At 67.9% G+C, this 19,498-nt stretch carries 18 protein-coding genes; 9 read left to right on the top strand and 9 right to left on the bottom strand.

Annotated features, from left to right (window positions below):
- Window positions 1–3: 3 nt before the first annotated feature.
- Genes B5Y19_RS17075 through solA form a run of 3 tightly spaced genes read right to left on the bottom strand, consistent with a single transcriptional unit; the run spans window position 4 to window position 3,256 of the window.
- Window positions 4–1,194: a multidrug effflux MFS transporter gene (locus B5Y19_RS17075; protein ID WP_176168648.1), complete on the bottom strand. Its 1,191-nt coding sequence runs from the start codon at window positions 1,192–1,194 to the stop codon at window positions 4–6.
- Complete coding sequence (locus tag B5Y19_RS17070; protein WP_055726384.1) at window positions 1,191–2,093, bottom strand: DMT family transporter; 903 nt, start codon at window positions 2,091–2,093, stop codon at window positions 1,191–1,193. The genes B5Y19_RS17075 and B5Y19_RS17070 overlap by 4 nt, the downstream gene beginning before the upstream one ends.
- Before the next feature lie 23 nt (window positions 2,094–2,116).
- Window positions 2,117–3,256: an N-methyl-L-tryptophan oxidase gene (solA, locus tag B5Y19_RS17065; RefSeq protein WP_055726385.1), complete on the bottom strand. Its 1,140-nt coding sequence runs from the start codon at window positions 3,254–3,256 to the stop codon at window positions 2,117–2,119.
- A gap of 186 nt (window positions 3,257–3,442) precedes the next feature.
- On the opposite strand from solA, the gene B5Y19_RS17060 reads away from it, so the two are divergent.
- A complete protein-coding gene (locus tag B5Y19_RS17060) occupies window positions 3,443–5,176 on the top strand; it encodes a methyl-accepting chemotaxis protein (RefSeq protein WP_055726386.1) in 1,734 nt (577 codons plus the stop codon).
- A gap of 3 nt (window positions 5,177–5,179) precedes the next feature.
- On the opposite strand, the gene B5Y19_RS17055 is transcribed toward B5Y19_RS17060, so the two are convergent.
- From B5Y19_RS17055 to moaA, 4 genes are all read right to left on the bottom strand, one after another.
- Window positions 5,180–5,944, bottom strand: a complete 765-nt coding sequence (locus tag B5Y19_RS17055; protein WP_055726387.1) for a hypothetical protein — start codon at window positions 5,942–5,944, stop codon at window positions 5,180–5,182.
- A gap of 219 nt (window positions 5,945–6,163) precedes the next feature.
- Complete coding sequence (locus B5Y19_RS17045; protein ID WP_079591835.1) at window positions 6,164–7,633, bottom strand: hypothetical protein; 1,470 nt, start codon at window positions 7,631–7,633, stop codon at window positions 6,164–6,166.
- Window positions 7,623–8,159: a hypothetical protein gene (locus B5Y19_RS17040; protein ID WP_156366986.1), complete on the bottom strand. Its 537-nt coding sequence runs from the start codon at window positions 8,157–8,159 to the stop codon at window positions 7,623–7,625. The genes B5Y19_RS17045 and B5Y19_RS17040 overlap by 11 nt, the downstream gene beginning before the upstream one ends.
- A gap of 141 nt (window positions 8,160–8,300) precedes the next feature.
- Entirely contained in the window at window positions 8,301–9,314 is a 1,014-nt protein-coding gene (gene moaA / locus B5Y19_RS17035) for a GTP 3',8-cyclase MoaA (RefSeq protein ID WP_055726490.1), read from the bottom strand.
- Window positions 9,315–9,479: 165 nt separating this feature from the next.
- Here moaA and B5Y19_RS17030 point away from each other — a divergent pair, with 165 nt between their 5' ends.
- The 4 genes from B5Y19_RS17030 (at window position 9,480) to B5Y19_RS17015 (ending at window position 12,227) form a co-directional block, all read left to right on the top strand.
- The gene (locus B5Y19_RS17030; protein ID WP_055726391.1) at window positions 9,480–9,842 is read left to right on the top strand and encodes a gamma-butyrobetaine hydroxylase family protein; all 363 of its coding nucleotides are present in this window, start codon (window positions 9,480–9,482) and stop codon (window positions 9,840–9,842) included.
- 732 nt (window positions 9,843–10,574) lie between these two features.
- On the top strand, window positions 10,575–11,447 hold the full coding sequence (locus B5Y19_RS17025) for a cell wall hydrolase (protein WP_055726392.1): 873 nt from the start codon (window positions 10,575–10,577) through the stop codon (window positions 11,445–11,447).
- Between the two features lie 184 nt (window positions 11,448–11,631).
- Window positions 11,632–11,928 (top strand): hypothetical protein, encoded by a 297-nt coding sequence (locus B5Y19_RS17020; protein WP_055726393.1) that lies wholly within the window; start codon window positions 11,632–11,634, stop codon window positions 11,926–11,928.
- A gap of 2 nt (window positions 11,929–11,930) precedes the next feature.
- The gene (locus B5Y19_RS17015; protein ID WP_055726394.1) at window positions 11,931–12,227 is read left to right on the top strand and encodes a hypothetical protein; all 297 of its coding nucleotides are present in this window, start codon (window positions 11,931–11,933) and stop codon (window positions 12,225–12,227) included.
- Between the two features lie 13 nt (window positions 12,228–12,240).
- Here B5Y19_RS17015 and B5Y19_RS17010 read toward each other — a convergent pair whose 3' ends face one another.
- Both B5Y19_RS17010 and B5Y19_RS17005 read right to left on the bottom strand, forming a co-directional pair.
- On the bottom strand, window positions 12,241–12,819 hold the full coding sequence (locus B5Y19_RS17010) for a L,D-transpeptidase (RefSeq protein WP_055726395.1): 579 nt from the start codon (window positions 12,817–12,819) through the stop codon (window positions 12,241–12,243).
- A 178-nt stretch (window positions 12,820–12,997) separates the two neighbouring features.
- Window positions 12,998–13,924 (bottom strand): lytic transglycosylase domain-containing protein, encoded by a 927-nt coding sequence (locus B5Y19_RS17005; protein WP_055726396.1) that lies wholly within the window; start codon window positions 13,922–13,924, stop codon window positions 12,998–13,000.
- Between the two features lie 160 nt (window positions 13,925–14,084).
- On the opposite strand from B5Y19_RS17005, the gene B5Y19_RS17000 reads away from it, so the two are divergent.
- The 4 genes from B5Y19_RS17000 to terL all read left to right on the top strand — a co-directional run bounded on the left by B5Y19_RS17000 (window position 14,085) and on the right by terL (window position 19,441).
- Window positions 14,085–15,143: a hypothetical protein gene (locus tag B5Y19_RS17000; RefSeq protein ID WP_055726397.1), complete on the top strand. Its 1,059-nt coding sequence runs from the start codon at window positions 14,085–14,087 to the stop codon at window positions 15,141–15,143.
- Between the two features lie 863 nt (window positions 15,144–16,006).
- The gene (locus B5Y19_RS16995; RefSeq protein WP_079591834.1) at window positions 16,007–17,470 is read left to right on the top strand and encodes a site-specific DNA-methyltransferase; all 1,464 of its coding nucleotides are present in this window, start codon (window positions 16,007–16,009) and stop codon (window positions 17,468–17,470) included.
- A complete protein-coding gene (locus tag B5Y19_RS16990) occupies window positions 17,463–17,987 on the top strand; it encodes a DUF5681 domain-containing protein (protein ID WP_079591833.1) in 525 nt (174 codons plus the stop codon). Before B5Y19_RS16995 ends, B5Y19_RS16990 begins: the two co-directional genes overlap by 8 nt.
- On the top strand, window positions 17,984–19,441 hold the full coding sequence (gene terL, locus B5Y19_RS16985) for a phage terminase large subunit (RefSeq protein ID WP_079591832.1): 1,458 nt from the start codon (window positions 17,984–17,986) through the stop codon (window positions 19,439–19,441). Before B5Y19_RS16990 ends, terL begins: the two co-directional genes overlap by 4 nt.
- Window positions 19,442–19,498 lie beyond the last annotated feature (57 nt).

Here is a 19,498-nt window from a genome sequence, read left to right as displayed (position 1 = left end):
GGCTCAGGCAGCCGGGCTACGTCCCCGGCGGGCGAGCTGGACTGCCACCAGCCCGCTCGCGATCAGCAGCCAGACCAGCAGGTTCATCGCCTGCGGCCACAGCGTCACCAGCCAGCTGATCAGCACGGTCAGGGCGGCGCTGATGCCGAGCTGGGTGGCGCCGAGCAGTCCGGCGGCGGAACCCGCGAGATCAGGCCGCGCCGAGAGCGCCTCGGCCGTGGCGCCCGGTATCGTCAGGCCATTGCCCATGGCGTTCACGGCCAGCGGCAGGAACAGGGTGAGCGGCGACCACCAGGGCGAGAAGGACAGGGCCAGCGCCGCCCCGGTCCCTATGAACGAGATCACCAGGCCGCGCCGCACCATCCGGCGCGTGCCGACACGCACCGCCAGCCGCGACATGGTGAAGTTGCCGACCATGTAGCCGAGCGCGTTGAGGATGAAATAGCTGCCATAGACGTCGGAGCCGCGCCCCATCGTCTCGACGACGATGAAGGGCGTCGCGGCGATGAAGACGAAGAAGGCCGCGGACGCGCTCGTCCCCGCCGCGACGTTGAGCACGAACCCCCGGTCGCGCACGAGGTCGGGAAAGGCGCGGAAGACACCGAGCAGCGAGCTTTGCTTGCCGACATGGGGCGCCGTCTCGGGCAGGCGCGCGACCGTGAGGGCGAGCACGCCGACGCCGAACAGCGTCATGAACCAGAAGATGGCGCGCCAGCCGAAGGCGGTTTCGATCTGGCCGCCGAGCCAGGGGGCGAGCATCGGCGCCACCACCATCACCATCGTGACGCTGGCGATCTGGCTCGCCGCCTGGTCGCGGCTGGCGCTGTCCCGGATGATCGCCCGCGACAGGGCGAAGACAGAGCCAGCCCCGGCGCCTTCCAGCACACGGGCGACCAGCAGAACATGGGTCGACGGCGCGAAGGCGCCCAGGATCGAGCCCGCCACGAACAGCGCCACGCCGGCGTTGACGCAGGGACGACGGCCGAGGCGGTCCGACAGCGGCCCGATGACGAGCTGCGTGAGCGCGACCGCGACCAGGAACAGCGTCAGCGTCAGCTGGATCGTGGCGTAGTTGGAGGCGAAATGCCGGGTCAGTGCCGGCGTCGCCGGAGCCAGCAGGTTGAGCGCGATCGGCTGCAGCGCCGAGATCGCGACCAGGATCGTCAGCGTCGGCTTGGCCCGGAGCGCCGTCACGCGGCGGGCTTCCGGGCGAGCTTGAGATTCGAATCGGGCCGCACGCGCTGCCGGTGCATGGTGTAGAGCCCGCTGCCGACGATGAGCGCGACGCCGAGGGCGGCGAACAGGTCCGGGACGTCGCCCCAGACCAGATAGCCGAGCAGCGTGGCGAAGACGATGATCGCGTAGCGATATTGCGAGATCACGCCGACATCTGTGCGGCGGAAGGCGCTGATGATGAAGAAGGTGCCGACCGTGACCAGCACGGCGGCGAGCGCCACATAGACGGTCTCCAGCCGCCAGATCGGCAGCCATTCCTCGGTCAGGCCGTAGCTCACCGCGACGATGCCGACGAGGATGGTCGTGGTCAGCGAGACCACCGTCGAGGGAACGTCGTCGCCGATGGTGCGGGTCGCGAGGTCGCGGCAGGCGACGAGGAAGGTGCTGAGCACGGCGACGATCGCGGCGGCGTTGAAGGAATCGGCGCCCGGCCGCACCACGAACAGCACCCCGACGAAGCCGACGGTCAGCGCCACCGTGCGCCGCCAGCCGACGCGCTCCATCCCGAGCACGACCGCGAGCGCCACGATGAGCAGGGGCGAGGCCATGTTGATCGCGGTGATGTTGGCGAGCGGCATCAGGCCGAGCGACCAGATGAAGGTCAGCGCGCCGAAGGCTTCCAGCGAGCCGCGCAGGAGCACGCGCGGCCGGAAGGCCATCACGAGCCGGCCGCTCTCGCGGGCGGCGAAGACGAGCGCGAAGCCGACCACGACGGCGAAGGCTGTCCGCAGCGCGATGGCCTGCCCGGCAGGGTAGGTTTCGCGCGCCAGCTTCATGAACACGTCGTTGATGACGAAGAGAGACATGGCCGCGAGCATGAAGACGATGCCGCGGCGATTTTCGGCTGCGCTGGCCAAGATGGAGATCCTGTCGGGAGAGGTTAGGCCGCGAAGCGGGAAAGCGAGAACGGCGTCAGGTCGAAGGGCGATTGGCCGGAGGTCGAGAGATCGGCCAGGATTTCGCCGATCGCGCTGGCGAATTTGAAGCCGTGCCCCGAGCAGGCCGAGGCGAAGACCGCCTGCGGTACGCCCGGCACCGTGTCGATGATGAAGTCCTCGTCCGGCGAGACGGTGTAGACGCAGCCCTTGATCGTCAGCGGCTCGCCCGCTGCGTCGGGGATGTAGCGCGCCAGACACTCGCGGATACGGGCAACCTGGTTCTCGCTCGGCGTCCGGTCCGGCTCGCGCGGATCCATCGGCTCGCGTCCGAAATGCGGCCCGCCCAGCTTGAAGCCGGGGTGCTCGTAGAGCGGGAAGCCGTAGAAATTGCCTTCCTCGACGCTGAGGATGAACACCGGGAAGGCGCCTTCCCGGAAGAGCTCCGGCCGGCGCGTCGTGAACCAGCCGATCGCCTGCTTCACGGTGTTGACCCGCTGCGCCAGTGCCGGCACCGCGTCAGCGATCCAGCCGCCCGAAGTGATGACCAGGCGGCCGGCGGAATAGGTTCCGCGCTCGGTCCGCACGACCACGCCGCCCTGTGCCGTCGGTGTCCAGTCCAGCAGGGGCTCGTTGGTGCGGATATCGGCGCCGCGCGACTGGGCCAGGCCGACATGGGCGTAGATCGCCTTCTCCGAGGCGACGAAGCCGCCATCCGGCTGCCACAGGCCGATATGCCCGGCCGGCAGCTGGAAGCCGGGGAAGCGGCGCATCACCTCGGCGCCCTCCAGCATCTCATGCGTGAGCCCATGGTCGAGGCAGGATTGCAGCGAGGATTCGACCGGTCCGCCGCCCTTGGGAGCGAGATCGAGCGAGCCGGTGACGTGGAGCAGCTTCAGCCCCGCCTGCCTGCCGGTCTCGGCCCAGAGCTCATGCGCCCGGCGCACGATCGGGACGTAGTGTGAGCCTTCGAAATAGGCGAGGCGGATGATCCGGGTGAGGCCGTGGGACGAGCCCATCGCATGGCCGAGATCGAAGCGCTCGAGGCCCAGGACCTTCAGTCCGCGTTGGGCCAGGTGCCAGCAGGCGGCCGACCCCATGGCGCCGACCCCGGCAACGATGACGTCATAGCTGTGCTGGCTCATGCTCGTGCCCACGCGACGCGGAAAGCCAAGCCATACAGGCCCCGGTCGGGCGGGTCCAATGCGTCAGGGGCAGGAGCGCCGTGCGATGGCGGGGAAGCATTTGTTAACGGCCCCCGACCATAACCGGGGGCGGGGCTGACCTATGGTGAGACTGGGCTGGGGATGCAGGGCAGGATTCGACGCTGGTTGAGCGGCCGCGATCCCGCGGAGGACGAGGCCGGCAAGCTGCCGCCGCCGCCCGCCGTGCCGGCGATCCCGCCCGAGCCCGGTATCGACATCGCGGTCCGCGACGCAGTCGACGACATCGAGCGCGACATCCTCTCCGCCATGAACCGCCTGACGCGGGAACTCGGCGATGTCGAGCAAGTCTCGGCCGAGTTCGAAAACGGCTCCCGCACCATCATGGAAAGTGCCGGCAGCATGCGCGTGGCGGTCGGTGCCGCCAGCGAGAACGCCACGGCGCTGGCGGCTGCGACGCAACAGGTCTCGCAGGCGGCCGAGCAGGTCGACGAGGCGATGGCGAGCGTGCGCGACAGGCTCGATGCCGCCACCGCCCGCGCCGGCGAGGCGACCGTCATGCTCGACGGCCTGGCCGCCGCGACCGGGGAGATCCGCGGCATCGTCGATTCGATCGCCGAGATCGCGCGCCAGACCAATCTGCTGGCGCTCAATGCGGCGATCGAGGCGGCGCGGGCCGGCGAGGCCGGCCGCGGTTTCGGCGTGGTCGCCCATGAAGTCAAATCCCTGTCGGTCGAGGTCAGCGAGGCCGTCGGCCATATCCGCGAGCGGGTCGACCGGTTGACGCAGGCGGCCCAGGGCTCGACCAACATCGTCAATGACGCGCTGCGGATCGTGCAGGACGTCAATCCGATCATGGCGACGATCGGTGACGCATCCCGCGAGCAGGCGGCCTCGACGGCCGAGCTTTCGCGCAATGCGCGCGAGACCGCGCTGTTCGTCGAGGGTGTGGCGCGCCGCGCCGACGAGATCGACCGTATCGCCCATGCGACCGTCGCGGAGAGCGCCCGGGCGCGCCGGGCTTCCGAGAAGGGCGGGCGGCTGGTCGGGCGCATGCTGAGGCGCTTCAAGCCGGTGCTGCGCCATTCGGCCTTCGCCGACCGGCGGCGCTTCGACCGTTTTCCGACGACCCGGCGGGCGCAGCTCAGCCTCGGCGGCGTCGACCTGTCGGGCCGCGTCCTCGATCTCGGGCGCGGCGGAGTGCTGCTGGCGGACGCGCCGCAGCAGCGCCTCTCCGGCGCCGGCACGATCATGATCGACGGCCTGCCTCCTCTGGCCTGCCGGATGGCGGCGGTCAGCGAGTTGGGCCTCCATCTCGCCTTCTCTGCGGACGCCGTCGCCGGCAGCGGCGATCTCGCTTCGCTGGTCGAGGAGATCGAGCGCTCCTATCGCCCGCTGATCGAGCGCGCGCAGGATTTCGCGCGCGAGATCGCGGCCGCGATGGAGGCTGCGCTCGACCGCGGGCTGGTGACCGAGACGGAGCTGTTCGAGGCGAACTACACGCCGGTTCCGGAGAGCGAGCCGCCGCAATATCTCAGCGCGAGCCTGCCGGCGCTGGAGGCGGTGCTGCCGCCGCTGCTCGCGCAGACGCTCGCCGCCGATCCGCGCCTCGTCTTCGCCGTGCCGAGCGACCGCAACGGCTATGTGCCGGTCCATCATGCCGAGACGTCGCAGCCGCAGCGCAGCGGCGATCCGGTCTGGAACGTCACGCGCTCCCGCAACCGGCGCATCCTCGACAGCCGCGCCGAGATCAGCGCCGGCCGCTCGGTGCGCCCCTTCCTGGTCCAGCTCTGCCACCACGATCTCGGCGACGGACGGATCGAGACGCTGAACGAGATCAATGCGCCCCTCAGGGTGCGCGGCCGCCACTGGGGCGGAGTGCGGATGGCCTACCGGCTCTGACGCCTAGAGCCTGTCCCAACTCGCGGTGATGTTGAGTTTCTGGAGCGCCTGCTTCCACAGCGTCGCGGCCTGCTCCAGCCGGGCCGGCTCATAGACGCCCTGGACCTGGTGCACGCTGAGCACCCAGCTCTTCGCGCCCGAATCCTGCCAGACCTTGTCGAGCAGCCGCCGCAGCCGTTCCGGATCGCGCGCGCCGGCGCCATTGCCGAAGACGGTGAACTGGCCGGAATTCTGGAGCATGTCGGAGACGAGGACGAGCGAGCGGTCGCCGCTCGGCACGCGGTTCTCGCGGCGCGAGACGACATCGCCGATGGCCTCGACGATCGGCGACTGGTTGCCCTTCGCCGGCTGGGTCAGCACGGTCAGCGCCTCGTCGAGCGGGCGGCCGAACTTCTCGACCCATTTCACGTATTCGCGGCGCGGGTTGCCGATCAGCTCGCTCGCGGTCTTGCCCGGGTTGCACAGCGAGATCAGCGCGGGGAAGCCGGGCTCGAACACGTCGTTGAAGACGTAGATCGAGAGCATGCGCTCGGCCGGCAGCTCGTCGCCGATCTGCTTGACGAGCTTCTTCAGCCGCCCGGCCTGCACCTCGCTCCACGGGTCGCTCTTGTCGACGAGGATCAGCGTATGCCCGACCGGTCCGGTCTTCGCGCAGAGCGTCTCCTGGTCGCGCGGCGGGCCGCGCAGCAGGGAAGGGGCGGCGAAGAAGCCGACGAGCGAGATGCCGGCAAGCACGGAGGCGACGATGGCCCAGTTCTCGGTCTTCATGCCGGTGAACCTAACCTGCCTTGCGCGGGCAAGGAACCGCGCCCGTCATTCCGGGGCGGCCGCAGGGCCGATCCCGGACCCGATGAACGGGACATTTGCCGTCATGGTCGGGCTTGTCCCGACCATCCACGTCTTCGCTCGTCGATCGCCTGCGGTGTTCAAGATGTGGATGCTTGCCACAAGGGCGAGCATGACGAAGGGGGGCGACGATCACAGTCTCTAGCGCGGCGTGGCGGCGAACTCCTCCGCCGCCTGCTTCTGGGCGGCCTCGTCGCGTTCGAAGGCCTCGCGCCCGGCCTGCGCCGCGCGCAGCTTCACCTGCTCGATCTCCCCGGCGAGATCGACGCCGCGCAGCAGCATCAGCCGGTCCTTGAGCTTGGCCTCGATCAGCGCCGGCATGCCGGCGAGCTGCTGCTCGAAATCCTCGATCTGCCGCCGCGCCGCGACATATTCCGGCAGCTCTCCCGGCTGGTCGATCTCGGCCAGGTTGAGCGACTGGGTGAAATAGGCCGGGGCTGAGTCGGTCCGGACCCGGAGATTGGCCTCGCGATACTGCATCATCGCCGCGTCCTTGGCCGCGCGCAGCTGCCCGAGGCGCGAGAGATAGAGGTCGCGCGCCTCGTCGGCGGCGGCCTTCGTGCCCTGCAACTTGCCGAGCTCGTCGCGGCAATCGGCGCGGAAGCCGTCGATCTGGGTGCGGATCGCCTCCAGCTCCGGCAGGAGCTCGACATCGAGCCGGCGCCGCTCTTCTTCCACCGCGCTCCAGCGCTGGCGCCAGCGCTTGTAGGCGGCGGCGTGACCGGGATAGGTGCCGAAGGCGGTGTAGCCCTTCGTCGCCGCGACGGCCGCCACGAGGCAGCCGATGATGACGAGCGCGACCGATTTGATGTCATAGATCGCGAAGGGGCTCTCCATCATGCGCGGCATCACCTGGAAGGAGCGCGCATCCGGATTGGCGATCAGCATCTCCCGGTAATGCCCGACCGCGAGGTTGAACAGCACGATCAGCGCGATCATCCCGGCATAGGCCGGCAGGGCCCAGAACAGATGCGAGCTCTTCGCATGCTGGCAATAGCGCGCCGGGCCGATGCCCATGCTGAAGCCGAGCGCGATGTTGAGCGCCGAGATGATGACGGCGGTCGCGGCGCCGCCCACCAGGCCGAAATCGCTCGCCTCGGCGAAGAAATTGCCGTTGAGCAGGCTTTCCAGCACCAGCGGCACGACCAGGAAGAACAGGATGAACTGCCATTTGTCGAGCTTGGGGTCGGCACGGCGCCTGTTTTCGTAATTGAAGAAGGCATATTCGCGCTTGGCCCTGAGCGCGTCGTAGACGCGCTGCTCCAGCTCGCTGCCATGCTTGTTGAGCAGCGCCCGCATCGTCGCCTCGACGCTGCGCACGCGGCCCTCGAAGCGCTGCTGCGTGAAGAGCTCGCGCCGGCTCGTGATTTCGGCCTGGATCGCGTTGAGGCTCGCCGCCGCTTCCTGGCGCAGCGTGGCGAAATGCTCGCGGGCCCGGGCGATCAGCGTCTGCTCGGTCTGTGACAGCATGGATGCATCGGCCGGCGGCAGGTTGTCGACCGCATCGCTCGCGCCGTTATGGCCGGCCCTGACCGATTCCGCCAGGTGATGCGCCGTCATCGCGGGGATGGCGCCGCGTCGACTGGCCGCACTGCCGATCTCATTCGCCATGGGCGGCTCGCGTCAGGAAGCGGCGGGCATCGACGACATCGACCCAGAAGTCGCGGAAGCCGGGATAGGCCGGGCGCAGATAGGCGCGCTCGAACCAGATCGTCAGCGCGAGGAGACTGCCGCCACCCAGTATCGGCAGAATGGTGGCGAATGAGAGCGATGCGGGGTCGAGTTCCGAAAGCCGCCAGGCCAGCCCGGCCAGCACGATGGCGCAGGCGATGACCAGCAGCGCGCGAACGCGGTGGCGGCCGGTGTCATAGGCGAGTTGCAGCGCCCCTGTGATCAGCGTGACGGCGAAGGCGGCGCAGAGCTCGAGGACGGCGAGCCCGGCGAGGACGCCCGCGATCCCGGCGCCGATGCCGGTCGGCGATGCCGGCGAGAGCAGGTCGAAGACGCTGCGCCCGGTCGACCAGCCGAGGAACAGGCAGAAGAGCAGGGTGGCTGCGGTCAGGATGGCGAGGAGGGGCAGGGGGCGCCGGAGCCGCGCCGCCATGATGGCGAGCCGTGCCGCATGGGTCTGCCTCACGGCGTCGTCGATTGCGCTTGCCGCCGCTCTCACGCGGCTTGCGATCGCCTTGAACATCACCCGAAGCAACTCCACCCGTCGCCTGACGGTGCCGGTATTCGCCCGGCCGGTCAAGCGAGGGGCTGCATCGGTTTGGTGCGCTCAGCCGCCGGTGACGCTCATATGCCGGCCGACGGCCGGACGCGAATGGCGCCGGTCGATGATGAAGTCGTGGCCCTTCGGCTTGCGGGCGATCGCCTCGTCCATGGCGCGGTAGAGCAGGGCGTCGTCCTGGGAGGAACGGACGGCGGCGCGCAAATCGGCGGCGTCCTCCTGGCCGAGGCACATGTAGAGCGTGCCCGTGCAGGTCAGCCGAACGCGGTTGCAGCTCTCGCAGAAATTATGGGTGAGCGGCGTGATGAAGCCGACGAGCCCGCCCGTCTCCTTGACGCGGACATAGCGCGCCGGCCCGCCGGTGCGGTAGGGGTCGTCGACCAGCGTGTACTTGTCCATCAGCCGCCCGCGCACCACGGAGAGCGGCAGATACTGATCGATGCGGCCGACCTCGATCTCGCCCATCGGCATGACCTCGATCAGGGTGAGGTCCATGCCGAGGCCGTGCGACCAGAGCATCAGCTCCTCGATCTCGTCGTCGTTGACGCCTTTCAGCGCGACGGCGTTGATCTTGACACGCATGCCGGCCTTGCGGGCCGCCTCGATGCCGGCGAGCACGACCTTGAGGTCGCCCCGGCGCGTGATCTCGCGGAACTTGTCGGCGTCGAGCGTGTCGAGCGAGACGTTGATGCGGCGCACGCCATAGCCGGCGAGCTCGTCGGCATAGCGCGAGAGCAGCGAGCCGTTGGTCGTCAGGGTCAGCTCGTCCAGCGCGCCCGAGGTGAGATGGCGCGACAGCGAGCGGAACAGGCTCATGATGTCGCGGCGCACCAGCGGCTCGCCGCCGGTGAGTCGCAGCTTGCGCGTGCCGCGCGCGACGAAGGCGGTCGCGATCCGGTCGAGTTCCTCGAGCGTCAGCAGCTCCTTGCGCGGCAGGAACTGCATGTTCTCGGCCATGCAATAGACGCAGCGGAAATCGCAGCGATCCGTCACCGAGATGCGCAGATAGGAGATCTTGCGGCCGAACGGGTCGACCAGCGGGGGCCGCGTCAGCGGCTTCATGTCGTCGAGCAGCACGTCTGCCTCAACTCCGAACGCCCTGTCCGTTCCGCCCAGGATGCGGACAGGTTTTCACATTGCTATAGGAAGACATTGGCACCGATGCGGCCAAGGTCAAGCGCGCAAGATCAAACGCCGGCCTGCCCGCTGCGAAGGACGCACACGATCATGTCATCCTGGCCGACCGAGATCCGCCTGTCGAAGGACCGCCGCACCCTGCACGTCGCCTTCGAGGATGGGGCGAGCTTCGCCCTGCCGGCCGAGCTCCTGCGCGTCGAAAGCCCCTCGGCCGAGGTCCAGGGCCACCACCCCAGCCAGAAGACCATCGTCGCCGGCAAGGCCGCGGTCGAGATTCTCAGGGTCGAGCCCGTCGGCAACTATGCCGTCAGGCTCGGTTTCGACGACATGCATGAGACCGGCATCTACGCCTGGGACTATCTGCGCGAGCTCGGAGAGCAGGCGCAGGAGAAGATGAAGGCCTATGAGATGGCGCTGGCGGAGAAGGGGCTCTCCCGCGAGCGGAAGCGCTAGGTCCTGCCAGGCGCGACGGTGGGTCGCAGCCGCGGGCATGGGCCGCCGCCCGCGCCGATGCGCGGCCGGCGCGCCGGCTTTTTGTCGCGGCTCGGTTGCTTGCCTGTCGATGCGATGTCTTCGCGCCGCCTTCCTCTTGGCGGCTTGACCGTCCCCGCATTGCGGGCGCCCCTGCGGCGTGTGACGAACGGTCGCTTCGTCAGTGCATAGATCAGGTCACAAAGCTGCCGAAGTCTCTCTCCATAGCGCAGGTCGAGCGATACGTAGTTCGGTTAATATGGAGATAAGGGGCCGTTGAAGGGAAGTAACTCCGGCACAGTGCTCTGTGCAGAAGATAGGATTATGTTCATGTTCTGGCGAGTCGTGCGCTCGTGCAGGTAGACATTTCTTTCATGGAGCTTTCGCGCCGTGCTGCTCTGCGCGCGATCATGGCTCCCCGCGCCGCGATGATGTTGAAAGATGCCGACGGGGCAGAGCGTGTCCCCGGTGTTCCCCTGCCGTGGCAAATGGCCTGTGAACCGCCGCAGCCCCGCGGCTATCCCGAGAATTAGCCGAGAGAAGCCTTCGGCTAGCGTCACAATCCAGCCCCGCCCGATTCCCCCAGCGGCGGAACGCTAGCTCGCCTCTGCCCAGTCCCCCAGCAAGTCCACGTCAAACGAGCTGCTGACCCCGCCGCCGATCGATCGGTGCTGCGCCGGCTCGGCTTGACCCTATACCTCCGGAGCAATCTCCATGAAGCGCATCGTTCCGCCGGCGCTGCTCGCGCTCGCGGCTCTCGTCGTGCTGCCTACCAAGACCCTGCCGACGACCTCGCCCGCCTCGTCGCGCATTCCCGTCGGCGTCGCCCCCGACGTGCTCGGCCTCGCCCCGAAGCCGCTTCGCTCCAGCCGCCTCGATAGCGAGGAAAGCCCGTCGATCCTGCAGGCTCCCGTGACCGCGCGCACGCCGCAGGATGACCAGCGCGACGCTCCCGCGCTCCCGTCGCGCGGCGACGAGGAAGCCGCCCGGCCCGACGATGCGCCGCGCCCCGGCGAAACCCGCGGCAAAGACGATGGAACGACACCGCGCGTCGCCGCCAGCGTTGCCCAAAGCCTGGTGACGCCGACGAGCGAGAGCACGACGATCGCCTGGGTGACGCCGACCGGCTTCATCGTCCCGCCCGGACTGGGGGCAGAGGCCCGACAGATCTATGCCGGGTTGATCGAGCCGGCGCATCTGGAGCGCGAGGAACGCTGCCTGGCCCAGGCCGTCTATTTCGAGGCCCGTTCCGAGGGGGAGGAGGGACGGGCAGCCGTCGCCCAGGTCGTGCTCAACCGGGTCAAGAGCGGTGTCTATCCGACCACGGTCTGCGGGGTGGTCTTCCAGAACCGCCACCGCAAGCTCGCCTGCCAATTCACCTTCGCCTGCGAAGGCAAGGCCCTGCGCGTCACCGAGCCCGAGGCCTGGAAGGCCGCCATGCGCATCGCGCGCGACGTCTATGAGGGCAAGATCTACCTCGTGGAGGTCGGCGACGCCACGCATTACCACGCCGACTACGTCCAGCCCACCTGGGCGAAGAAGCTGAAGAAGATGGACGTGATCGGCAGGCACATCTTCTACAGCTAGGAAGCGCGACACGCTTCCTCTGCGTCTCGCGGGGCCGTTCCCGGGATCGGCGCTGGACGCCCGGCTCCGGGTGGAGTTCCCGAACCCAGCTGTCGCCACATTGCTTTGTGAGCCTGCCTTCAGCCGGGGAAGGGAGGAGCCGATGCGCCGGATGCGACTTGCTGCTTCTGTATTCGTTGCTGTGATGGGGTTCGCCTGCCAGGCCGCTGCGGCCGAAAGGCTCTTTCCCGATGCGACGGAGACCGACGACCAGCTCAAGCAGCTCTATGACGGCGAGGGCGATCTGTGCCTGCGGAATCCGAGCCGCGATGTGCGTGTCGCGGTCGCCTGCAAGGCGATGACGATCTACGGCATCGCCCTCAATGAACGAGGCTGGTGCTATGGCCGGGAGAACGAAGCCAACGCCGAGAAGGACTGGCATCGCTGCGGCGCCGATTCCGACCGGTTCGAGCTCGACCGGCTGACGGATTTCGGGCGCTAGCGATGCTCAAGGCTGTCGTCGTCTTCGTCGCCACCCTCGCCGTGCTCGCCCCGATCTGCGTCCTGGGCGGCTATGCCGTCGGGCAGGGGATCGCGGCCTATGTCTATTCCGGGCTGCCGGCGGAACCCTACAAGCAGGACCGCGAGCTCTTCGCCGGTGTCTACGGCATCCTCTTCATCGGCGGCTTTGCCTATGCCGTTGCCGCGGCCTTCGCGCTCTACCGGCTGGTCAGGGCGATCCTGGCGAGCCGCGCGGCAAAGAAAAAAGCCGGCGTTTCCGCCGGCCTTCCCGATCGATGAAGCTGCGGGCCGCTCAGCGCGCGACGACGACGCGGGTGCCGACCCTGGTGCGCTCGTAGAGGTCGATCACGTCCTCGTTCAGCATGCGGATGCAGCCCGAGGAGACCGCCTGGCCGATCGTCTCCGGCTCGTTCGAGCCGTGGATGCGATAGAGCGTCGAGCCGAGATAGAGGGCGCGCGCGCCCATCGGGTTGTCGGGGCCGCCCGGCATGAAGCGCGGCAGGTCGGGGCGGCGCTTCAGCATCTGCGCCGGCGGGGTCCAGGTCGGCCATTCCTGCTTGCGGGTGATGGTCTGGCTGCCGGCCCAGTCGAAGCCGGGGCGGCCGACGCCGACGCCGTAGCGCATCGCCTTGCCGTTCGGCATCACGAAATAGAGGCGCCGTTCGGTCGAATCGATCACGATCGTGCCCGGTGCGTACCTGGTCGGATAGTCGACGACCTCGCGCGGAATCGCGGTGGCCTGCGCCTTGGCAGGGTCGACATACTGGACCAGCGGCTGGCGGGTCAGCGGATCGATCTCGGCCCGGGCGGTGGAGCCGAGGGCAAGCAGGCCAAGGCCGGCGAGCGCGGCCAGACGGGTGGAGCGAATCATCGGATAACCTCGGACGGACAGGGCGGCATCGGGGACACGAAGTTGACACGGAAAAGTCAACGTCTCCTCAACGTCCTGTCAGCTTCCCCGGCGCCCCGCAATCGCGCTTCCATCACATCCAGGAGAGCGTTCGAGCTTTGCCGTTCTGCGTTGCGGGCGTGCAACATCGGCGCGGGTTTCAGCTGCGCAGCACGACGCAGGCGCCGCGATCCGCCTGAATGCGCCGGCACAGGGCGGCAGCCTCCGCCCGTGTCGCGGCAGGCAGCCTGACGCGGTAGAAGGCGCGCGTGCCGCGGCTGCGCAGGCGGGTGCCGATGATCATTGGCTGCAGCTCGCCGATGATGGCGCGATGGCGGGCGCCGGCGCGCTGGAAGGACGCCAGCGCGCGCGCCTTGGAGAAGTTCCCGGCGAGCTGCACGCCCCAGGGAGCGAAAGGCGCCTCTGCAATGGCGGGTAAGGCGGGCTGCGAACGCCGGATCGCGACGAGGGTCGGTGCGCAGGCGGCCTGGGGATCCCGCGTCGCCGGGCGCGCCGGAGGAGAGCGGCCGTCGCCATTCGCGGCACCGGCGGCGTCCTGGGCCCAATCCTCGACGGCGGCGCCGGTGATCAGCAGGACGTAGTTCTCGGTTTCCATCGGCAGGAAGCGCGACTGTCCCGCGGCGCGGGCGGCGAGCCAGCCGGCGAGGCGGTTCGGTCCGCCATTATAGGCGGCGGCCGCGAGCCCCCAATTGCCGAAGCGCTCGCGCAGTTCGGCCAGGAAATGCGCGGCCTTGGGTACGGCCTGTTCCGGATCGAAGGGGTTGGCGAGGCCGCGCTCGCGCGCCGTGCCCGGCATGAACTGCGCCACGCCCTGGGCGCCGGCCGGGCTGGTGACATGCGGGCGGAAGCTCGATTCCTGGAAGATCAGCCGGGTCAGGAAGGCGGGCGGGACGTCGTGTTGCCGCGCCGCATCGTCGATCAGCCGGCAGAGAGCGTCCTGGATGCCTGAGGAGGGGGGCGAGGTCTCCTCGGCCCAGGCCGCGCAGGCCAGCAGCGCGAGCAAGGCCGGTACCGCGGCGAGCCGTCGCAGACTACCTGGCGAATGGCGGAAGGCGCGCGCGATCATCGGCTTTTCTCTCGCATGTCCGCCCGGGCATAGCCATATGGGGCGGTGTTTCGCGTTGTGGCGTTGCCGGCGCCTGTGCGAAGAGAGCCGCGCGGTCGGACCCCGGTCTCGGGGCGGTCCCGCGTGACGAAACTGTCCGGCGGCGGAGCGGAAACCCGGAATGGCGAAGGCCTGGATCGCATGGTCGCGATGGTTCGTGCTGGCGGCTGCCAGCTGCGCCGGGCTGCTCTTCGCCTTCATCGCCGGGCTCGATCCGTTCGGCTTGCGCGTCGGGGCCGGGCAGCCGGCGCGGCCGATCATGGATATCAACCAGCGCTACATGTATCCGCAGCTGGTGCGTTCCGGCCGCTTCGATGCGGCGATCCTCGGAACCTCGACCATGCGGCTCCTCGATCCGCAACTGCTGTCACAGGGGCTCGACGCCCGCTTCGTCAACCTTGCGATGAACGCCGCGACCCCCTGGGAACAGCTTCAGATGGCCGGGCTGTTCCGCAGCCATGTCGCCGCGCCGAAGCGGATCGTCTGGGGGTTCGATACCACCTGGTGCGAGCCGGACGCCACGGATCCGGCCAAGCGCCTGACGCCGCGGCCGGTGCCGGACTGGCTGTCGCGCGAGGTGCGCTGGAGCGACTGGCCGAAGCTGCTGAACCTGACCAATCTCGAGATCGCGGGCCGGCTGATGGCCTATCGTCTCGGCTGGGCGCGCGAACGCATCCGCGGCGACGGCTACGAGGTCTTCACGCCGCCGGAGGCGAGCTACGATCTCGCCCGTGCGCGCAGCCACATCTATGCCGGCAGCGGCGGCAGGCCGCTCGATGCGTCGCCGGTCACGCCGCCGGAGGCCGTGTCCGCCGCCGAGCGCGCCGGCTGGCGCTTCCCGGCCCTGGCCTGGCTCGAGGAGGCGATCGGCGCCTTCCCGAACCAGACCGAGGTGATGCTCGTGCTGCCGCCGGCCCATCTGATGGCCTACCCCCGCGAGGGCTCGGCCGCCTGGCAGCGCTATGCCGCCTGCAAGGCCGAGATCGCCGCCCTGGCCAGCCGCCGCGGCGCGATTACGGTCGATTACGCGCATGCTTCGCCGATCACCACGCAGGATGCGAATTACTGGGACCCGCTGCATTTCCGCCTGCCGATCGCAGCCCGGTTCGGCGAGGAACTGGCGGCGATCGCGAAAGGCGGCGAACCCTTCGCGGATGGCGCGGCGCGGGTGATCCGCTGACGGTGTGAAGGGGGGCGGCGCGCTCAGGCCGCGTTGAGCAGCACGACGGTCAAGGCTCCGAGAAGGTTGATCGCCGTCAGCATCCAATGCGGTGTTGCCTCGGCAACGATGCCAACGATTTGCTCGTCCTGAACCATGACGCCACCCCCGGCGCCCATTCAGCAACATCCCGTCAAGTCAGCGCATCCCCCATTTGAGGGGCGTGGTCTGCCGGCGTCGAGGCCGGGCAACACCGGCTTAGTGGAGGAGGGGAGATTCGCGGGGCGCGGGGGAAACAGGCTCCCCGGATATCCCCCAGCATGGGGCGCAGGTTCGCGCGCTGGTGCGCCGGCGTGCTTTGAGAAGTAGGGGAAATGGTGGTGCATGCGTTTTCGATCGAACCAGTCTCATGGCTGAATTCCCTGTTCTACCCGGAAAAACAGCGAATCTTCGCGCGAAAACAGCGTTCGGCATTGGATCGAGTTGAATTTCGTTCGCCTTATCAGCGGTTTGCGGTCAAATTCCCTAGGCTCGATAACAGGGAATGATCTGGCAGGAACAGGGAGCGCTTTCAGCGCAAACAGCGAAGCTCGCCTTGACTTCAGCCTATTGACATTGAGCAGTGCGACCCATAGCTGCGGGGTCGAAGCAGAGCCGGGGCATCCTCGGTTTTGGGCTTCAGCGTCAGCAGCACCCAATATCCTCCCCACGTGCGAGGGGTAGCACAACCGGAGCAGCAGACGACATCACCGGATCTCCTTGATGGAGATCGGGGAGTGTCGATTTTTGCCCGGTTCCCGCGCGTCGTCGCCTCCTCGATTCCAATAGTGAGATCCTCACCCGACCAGTTCCGGTGCGTCCGGGCTGCATGAGAGGATCACATCATGTCTTCGAGGATTCGGGCCGCGGCGGCCCGCCCCACCGGTCGCCGGGCCAGCGGGCGCCAGGGTGATAGGCCTAGCGGCAACGGCAACACCTTGCTCGCCAACGTGATCGAGCACCTGCCCATCGGTACGGTAAGGGCCTATGAGCGCAATCCGCGCGATCACGATGAGCATCAGATCATCAAGCTTGCCGGGATAATCCGGCAGGTCGGCTTCCTGGTGCCGATCATCATCGACCACGCGGATACCATCATTGCCGGCCATGGCCGGCTGGCTGCAGCAAAGGAGCTCGGGCTGCGCACCGTGCCGGTGATCCGCGCCGGGCATCTCAGCGCCCAGCAGGTGCAGGCCTTCCGGATTGCCGACAACCGCCTAGGCGAACTGTCGAGCTGGAACAAGACCGCACTCGCGCTCGAGCTCAAGGACCTCGTCGCGATCGAGATCGATCCCGATATTCCCGAGCTGACGGGCTTTGAGACCGCCGAGGTCGACCTGATCATCGAGAGCCTCGACGACGCCGATACCAGTCCCGACAAGGCCGATCTCCTGCCGGAGCCCCGTTCCGGTCCGACGGTGACACAGCCAGGTGATCTCTGGCTGCTCGGCAAGCATCGGTTGCTGTGCGGCTCCGCCCTCGAGCCCGGGAGCTACGCCCGCCTGCTCGGTGCCGAGCGTGCCCGAACGGTCTGGTCGGATCCGCCATACAACGTGCCCGTCTCGGGCCATGTCTGCGGGCTCGGCAAAGTGCAGCACCGCGAGTTCGCCATGGCCTCCGGCGAGATGAGCGAGGGCGAGTTCACGACCTTCCTGACCACATACCTCTCGCTGGCACGACAGTACTCGGTGCCCGGGGCGCTGCACTATGTCTGCATGGATGGGGCACATGCCTTCGAATTGCTGGGCGCGGCGCGCAACGCCGATCTCCGCTTCAAGGTGACCTGCACCTGGGCGAAGACCAATGCGGGGATGGGCAGCCTCTACCGACAGCAGACTGAGTTCGTGCATGTCTTCAAGCATGGCGGCGACGAGGACCGGCATGTCAACAACGTCCAGCTCGGCAAATATGGCCGCTCGCGCACCACGCTCTGGACCTATGCCGGGGTCAACACCTTCCGGAAAGGGCGCATGGAGGATCTCGGTGCCCATCCGACAGTGAAGCCCTGGGCGCTCGTCGCCGATGCGATCAAGGACTGCACCCATGCCGGCGACAGCGTCCTCGACTGCTTCTGCGGCTCCGGCACGACCCTGATCGCGGCCGAAAAGATCCGCCGGATCGGGTACGGCATCGAGATCGACCCGGTCTATGTCGATGTCGCGATCCGGCGCTGGCAGACACTGACCGGCAAGGACGCCGTGAATGCCGCGACCGGCGAGACCTTCGCGGCGCGGCAGGCTTTGCGCCTGCCGATGCCTCCGGCCTCGCTCGATACCGCTGCACCGACGGAGGAGACAAGCCATGCCTAGGCAGCTCTCCAGCGTCGATCGCAGCGCTCTCGCACCGGATCAGCCGCTCGAAGGCAATCCGCCGGCGGGGCCCGAATGCGCCTCGCCTGCCGCTGCCAGTTCGGCGGACGGTGACGACGCTCCCGCATACGAGGTCGGCTATGGCCGCCCTCCTCTCGCGTCGCGCTTCCGGGCCGGCCAGTCCGGCAATCCGAAGGGGCGGCCCAAAAGCGCGAAGAACCTGAGCACCCTGACCCGCGAGAAGCTGCTGGCCAAGGTGGTGGTTCGCGAAGGCGGACGTGAACGACGGATGTCCAAAGGTGAGATCGGGGTCACCAAGCTCGTCAACCGCTTTGCCGAGTCCGGCGACGCCAAGCTCTACACCGCTCTGGTCAGGTTGCTCGAGGGCGACAATGTGGGAAGCCAGGCAGCTGCGCTCCCCGGAGCATCGCCATCGCCGGAGGAGCACGCATCGGACGCAGAGGCCCTGCAATGGTTCCTGGAGCAGCACATCCCGGGTCGAGGAGAAGAGCCATGAGACGGCCAGACGCCATCCGCGCGCTGCGACGCAAGCATCTCTTCCCCTTTGTCTGGCGCGCCTTCGAACAGCTGCATCCCGCGCAGCGGTTCCTGCCCTCTTGGCATGTCAATGCGATCTGCCATGCTCTCGAAAAGGTCGCATCCGGAGAAACCAGGCGCCTGATCATCACGGTCCCGCCACGGCATGGCAAGTCGATCTGTGCTGCAGTAGCCTTGCCCGCATGGATGCTCGGACGCCACCCTGCCCTCAAGGTCATGGTTGCCAGCTATGGCAACGATCTGGCGGTCAAGCACGCCCGTGACTTTCGGTCGGTCATCGCATCGAGCTGGTATGCCAGCCTGTTCCCGCACACCCGCCTCGAGGTTGGTGGCAACCGCTTGGACGAGCAGATCACGCAGGCGCAGGGCGGGCGCAAGGCGGTATCGCTTGGCGGCGCCGTCACCGGCTTCGGCGCCGATCTGATCATCGTCGATGACCTGATGAAGGCTGCTGATGCCAGCTCGGCTGCCGAACGGCAGAGGGTGCGCGACTATTACGAGCAGACCCTTCTCTCGCGCCTCAACAACAAGGTCGACGGACGCATCATCGTGATCCAGCAGCGGCTGCACGAGGACGATCTGCCAGGATACCTCATGCAGACAGGCCAGTTCGAACATCTCAACCTGCCGGCTATTGCACGCGAGCACGAAGTCATCCCGCTGGCGTTCAGCAAGGTCAAACACCGTCAGCCCGGCACAGCCCTGTGTCCCGAGCGCGAGCCGCTGGAGACGCTCGAGCAACTGCGCATCGAAATGGGCGCCCATGTCTTCTCGGCGCAGTACCAGCAGGACCCGACGCCCCCCGGCGGCAACCGTGTCCGGCTGGAATGGTTCGGAAGCTACTCTGGCCCGGTCCGCCGCGAGGAATTCCAGTGGATCGTCCAGAGCTGGGACACTGCGCTCACAGCCGAACCGACCAGCGACTTCTCGGTCGGGACAACCTGGGGGTTTCGCGACAAGCGCTGGCATCTGCTGGATGTGAGCCGAGAACGGCTCGACTTCCCCGACCTGAAGCGGCGCGTTGCGGCCATGGCCCATCGGTGGAATGCCGATCACGTCCTGATCGAATATGCCGGTTCAGGGATCTCGCTGCTGCAGCAGCTTCGGCAGGAGGAAAACCGGCCCTGGCGTTATCATGGGGCCAAGCCTCGCCTCGACAAGGCGACACGCCTCGAAGCGCAAACGGCACGGCTGGAAACCGGACATTACCTCCTTCCGACCGAAGCCCCCTGGCTGCCCGAGTTCCGCCGTGAGCTGATGGCTTTCCCGATGGGCAAATATGACGATCAGGTCGACAGCCTGGTTCAGTTTGTCGAATGGTCTGCTTCACCTCGGACGACCGGCAGCCTCATCGAGCGGCATCCTGTGACCGGCCGTCCTCTGCGGATCAATCGACCGCAACGGCGCGCGTGACGATGGGAGATTCGACGAAAAGACGGGACGATCACTTTGGTCCAGATCAGCACGCTG

Origin of the sequence: Allobosea thiooxidans, assembly GCF_900168195.1 — a bacterium.
In the GTDB taxonomy this organism is placed as follows: Bacteria; Pseudomonadota; Alphaproteobacteria; order Rhizobiales; family Beijerinckiaceae; genus Allobosea; species Allobosea thiooxidans.
Note: the sequence above shows the minus strand (reverse complement) of the source record. Positions and strands in the feature narration are given on the sequence as shown.